The organism is Bacteroides sp., from assembly GCF_028690125.1.
Classification (GTDB): Bacteria; Bacteroidota; Bacteroidia; order Bacteroidales; family Bacteroidaceae; genus Bacteroides.
Genome location: NZ_JAQVBV010000130.1, coordinates 1 through 3,316 on the forward strand (window position 1 = coordinate 1; position 3,316 = coordinate 3,316).

Annotated in this window: 2 protein-coding genes and 1 tRNA gene; 1 reads left to right on the forward strand and 2 read right to left on the reverse strand. The window is 41.2% G+C overall.

Annotated features, from left to right (window positions below; all coding sequences use genetic code 11):
• Positions 1 to 358: 358 nt before the first annotated feature.
• A tRNA-Ala gene (locus tag PHO71_RS25830) sits at positions 359 to 434 on the forward strand.
• A 358-nt stretch (positions 435 to 792) separates the two neighbouring features.
• Here PHO71_RS25830 and PHO71_RS25835 read toward each other — a convergent pair.
• Entirely contained in the window at positions 793 to 2,892 is a 2,100-nt protein-coding gene (locus PHO71_RS25835) for an AAA family ATPase (RefSeq protein ID WP_300209055.1), read from the reverse strand.
• A gap of 173 nt (positions 2,893 to 3,065) precedes the next feature.
• Positions 3,066 to 3,316 (reverse strand): hypothetical protein (locus PHO71_RS25840; RefSeq protein ID WP_300209056.1); only part of this gene is annotated, 251 nt, incomplete at its 5' end.

Below are 3,316 nucleotides of genomic sequence, written 5' to 3' on the forward strand. Positions count from 1 at the left end.
CAGGCTGGCAAGCTATCTGCTGGAGAAAGAAACGATTACCGGCGAGGAGTTTATTAAAATCCTCCGGGAGTATGACGAGGCGAAAGCGTAACGCATACAGGCGACGCGGGCGGGGCAATAGCTCCGCTCGCGTTTGATAGGGTAAGAGGGCCCCACCGGCTAAGCCGGTGGGGCTGATTCCGTACCCGATAACGGTCCGGCTGAAATGCACTGTGCCACCCTGTACAATAAGCAGAAAGCCAGCTGCACAAAGCGAAAAAACTATTGATTTTTCAAAATCGCTCTTGCATTTTAGGCGGAATTTTGCTATAGTATATTTCGCTGGCACCGAAAGAGAATGTCGGCAGTTATTCCAGACGGGGCATTAGCGCAGTTGGTAGCGCGCTACATTCGCATTGTAGAGGCCAGGAGTTCGAATCTCCTATGCTCCACCATAAAAGGACGTCAATCTCGATACGAGGTTGACGTCCTTTTTGTTATGATGGGAACGGTTGATTTATAAGGGTTCTAGCAGTTTGAATACTTTTGTCCAGTACTTTTGAAACGTTTTTCAAGCTGTTGATAGTGACAATATTTACCACCCAGTTTACATCATTACACTAATGCTCCGGTAAATGCACCCAAATGCACCCAAAATCTGTGACAGTAAGCGCCAAGCTGCGTCATGTATCAAATGCCCGCATTTTGCTTCCACCGTCCCTGTTCCGATCTTGCTTATGTACCATCGTATGTGGGTCTCACGGCATTAAGTAGGTACGGCGTGGGTTTGTCGCTTACGCGATGAAACTACTGTTAGGGGTTTGTGGCTTCTTGGCTTTGTTCACATATTACATGTCCATTGATTAGAATTTCTCTAATAATTTCAAAGATTATTACGAAGTTATCAAAATCTACAAACTCAAATGGAGAATGGTGGCTTGCTATCATTTCAGCAAAGTCTTTCTTTGTAAGTGCGATATTTATCGTGTTTCCTTTTTCTGCCTTAAATACATCATCATCAATTATATCGATTTTCCCGCTCCCACACTTATTTTTACTTTTTCTACCACAATGAATACCATCTCCCATACCATTGTTATCGAATTCATCACCGAAGTACAATCGTCTATTATTACCATCGGGGCATGCGACTTCTCGTTTAATAACATCATCAGGATAGTAATGTTCAATGGATATCAACGGTGTCCTTGTTCTCATCGCAGGAACTGGAATGATGAAAGAATACGTTTTTGAATCCACCTCAGTTTTGTGAAATTTATAACGTTTAGAAATACTTGCCGCGTCAGATACTGGAGGTTCTGCTGCTAAGTCCTTCGTTTCGCTTGGTTTATCCGCATCAGCAATGAAAATTGCAATATTATCCCTTTTAATTTTTGCGGTACCTTTACATAAAGCGCACAATTGCGAGTCGCCCAAATCAGTTGAATATTCTAAGAACTCAATATCCATCCCTGTAAACATGCTGGCATACTTCTCTGTAGATTTTAAGTATATGAATGCAGCTTTCAAATGAACCCAGTCAGTTTTCCCTTCAGTAATAATGAGCGGCTTACTCTTTGATGAATTGATCATCGCGGTGATCTCGGATTGGTATTTCTGAGTAGAAGCTAGATATTCATAAGCCTTTTGAAACTCGGAAAACATCTCTGCGCTTGTTTCTCTGCCATCAGGCATTTGGAATAGTTCGTAGCCATCAGAGCCGAATAGTTTCTCCATTCCAAGGATGAAAAGTGGAGAATGTGATGTTATAACAAATTGGACTTTTGGGAAACGTTTTAACAATTTTGGAAGAATATCTCTCTGTAGACTGCTATGTAGGTGTAGCTCTATTTCATCGATAACAACAATTCCAGAAATATTACCCAGTTGAATGCTCTTATTAACATCATTATAATCAGCATAACGAATTATTGTTGTGAAGAGATTAAACAATGCCATCTGACCAGTAGATAGTGAGTCAAAGGTTGGGATCACAACATTTCCCGAATTTTTCTCTACAATCCTAAATCGTCCAGAAGTTTTATCACCCCGCAGATTTAACTCAAAGCATACATCCTTGCCAAGGATGTCAGTTAGTATTTGTTCAACATTTTGACGAGCAATCATAAGTGGCGTGAGATTGCCTTGATTGAAACGAGGAGCAAATTTATATCCAAGGGTTATTGACCCATTGTCTGAGGTAAGGATGTTCTGTACTACCTCGGCACGGGAATCCACAATAACATCTAAAAGCCATTTAAGGTTATCATTAACCGGATTAAATACAGTTATTGGTGTATAGAGAGTTCCCGAGAATTTTTCACCTAACAATAAATGCTCTGACTCCGATATGGTATGGTATGAGTCCGCGAGCCAATTTGGTTTTTCATATCGGTCTGGGGGAAAATAGCAAATAACATTGCTGGAAAAGATCTGCTCAATAGCATCTTTTTGATCATTGTTAATTACTTGGTTTACATAAGTAACATTTTTGTGGTTTTCGGAATCCTTTGTCCATTTCAACGAGGCATTCAACGGAGTGTTATTGAACTGCTCGCTATTATAGGCATCCCAGTTCTTGTTACCGCCCTTGAAAACATATTCAAGTTTTTTCCCGTCATTAGAAAACCGCAAATACACCGCCATATACGCTTTGCCCGGAGATATCTGAATGGACGAAATGGTTTTATAAAACTTCGTAGTCAAACCATCACAAACAGATACATTCGTAAAGACCTTGTTTCCGATTTCATAGAAGGCGTCCACAATGTTTGATAACAAAATAGATTTTCCGCTTCCGTTTTCGCCAACAAAAATAATAGGTTTTGGATCCCCGTTTTTATGAAATGATAAAGGTATGCTCAGATTGTGAACAGCGCCGACATTTTGGTAATTAACATATTCTAGGTACATATCGAACCTCCGAGTACATGAAATAATACAAAAAGCGCTGCCCCATCTCAGTGGTCTAGAAATAGTACAAGAATGCTGTGACCATTCGAATGCTCTGACAACATTGTTAACAATATAATCCGATCGACAGATTATGTCAATTGGGGAAACCAATCTTACACAAAAATACCAGTTTAAATACTGATTCCGTTTCTATACTTAAACTTTATACCCCCATCCCTACCCACGGTCCCCTTGACCACTAGCAACATCCAAAGCTGCTCATTCCAAGCGTCAAGAACGAGCGGGCTAGTTGCAAGCGCGTCGATGAACCCCCGCAACTCCCGCTCGCGATTCACCTTGTCCGCGCGCTCGGCGTTCAGCTTCTCAAGCCGTGAAATTGCCTTCTGATGCCTGGCAACCAAGCTATCATACCTGTCATTGT

What these genes read in the sequence shown, in the direction of transcription:
- PHO71_RS25835 (WP_300209055.1), bottom strand. Translation starts at nt 2,892, where the DNA reads ATGTACCTAGAATATGTTAATTACCAAAATGTCGGCGCTGTTCACAAT.